This is a genomic window from Frankia sp. AiPs1, assembly GCF_023716945.1.
Taxonomy (GTDB): domain Bacteria; phylum Actinomycetota; class Actinomycetes; order Frankiales; family Frankiaceae; genus Frankia.
Map to the genome: position 1 here is coordinate 1 of NZ_JAMQQF010001014.1, position 1,086 is coordinate 1,086.

1 protein-coding gene is annotated in these 1,086 nt (G+C 75.7%); it reads left to right on the plus strand.

Annotation, left to right across the window (positions count from 1 at the left end):
* Positions 1–1,086, plus strand: a 1,086-nt coding sequence (locus tag ND748_RS32550) for a UDP-N-acetylmuramoyl-L-alanyl-D-glutamate--2,6-diaminopimelate ligase (RefSeq protein WP_251750097.1), incomplete at both ends; no start/stop codon positions are given.

Here is a 1,086-nt window from a genome sequence, read left to right on the forward strand (position 1 = left end):
CTGCCCGTGCTCGTCAGCGCCGACCCGCGCCGAGATCTCGCGCCCGTGGCGGCCCGGATCCACGGCGACCCGTCGGCCGCGCTGCGGCTGCTCGGCGTCACCGGGACCAACGGCAAGACGACGACCGCGTTCCTCCTCGACGCCGGGCTGCGTGCGGCGGGCCACACCACCGGGCTGATCGGCACGGTGGAGACCCGCATCGCCGGGGATCGGCTGGCCAGCGCGCACACCACCCCGGAGGCCAGTGACCTGCAGGCGCTGCTGGCGACCATGGTCGAACGGGGCGTGGACGCGGCCACCATGGAGGTCTCGAGCCACGCGCTGGCCCAGCACCGGGCGGACGCGCTGCACTTCGCCGGGGCGCTGTTCACCAACCTCAGCCAGGACCACCTGGACTTCCATCCCACGATGGCGGACTACTTCGAGGCGAAGGCGTCGCTGTTCGAGCCCGGCCGGGCGGCCGTCGCGGTGATCGGCGTGGGCGACGAATGGGGTCGGCGGCTGGCGGCTCGCCGCCCGGACGCGGTCACCTTCGCCGTCGACGGCCCCGCCGACTGGACGGCCCGCGATGTCAGCGCCGGCCCCACCGGCAGCGAGCTGCTGGCCGCCGGGCCGGGCGGCGAGCGGGTGGAACTGTCCGTCCCCCTGCCGGGGATGTTCAACATCGCCAATGCGCTGGGCGCGCTGGCGCTGCTGGTGGCGGTCGGGGTCGACCCGGCCGCCGCGGCCGCCGGGATCGGTGCGCTGCCCGGTGTGCCGGGCCGGATGGAGCGGGTCGAGGCCGGCCAGCCATTCCTGGCCCTGGTCGACTTCGCGCACACCCCGGACGCGGTCACCACGCTGCTGACGACCGTCCGTCCCCTGGTGAAGGGCAGGATCATCGTCGTGCTCGGCTGCGGCGGGGACCGTGACCGCGGCAAGCGCCCGCTCATGGGCGCCGCCGCCGCCACGCTCGCCGACCTCGCGATCCTCACCAACGACAACCCGCGCTCGGAGAACCCGGCGGACATCCTCGCGGCGATGCTCGCCGGGGTGCCGGCCGGCGCGCGCGCAGCGGGCCGGGTGCTGGTCGAACCGGACCGGGCC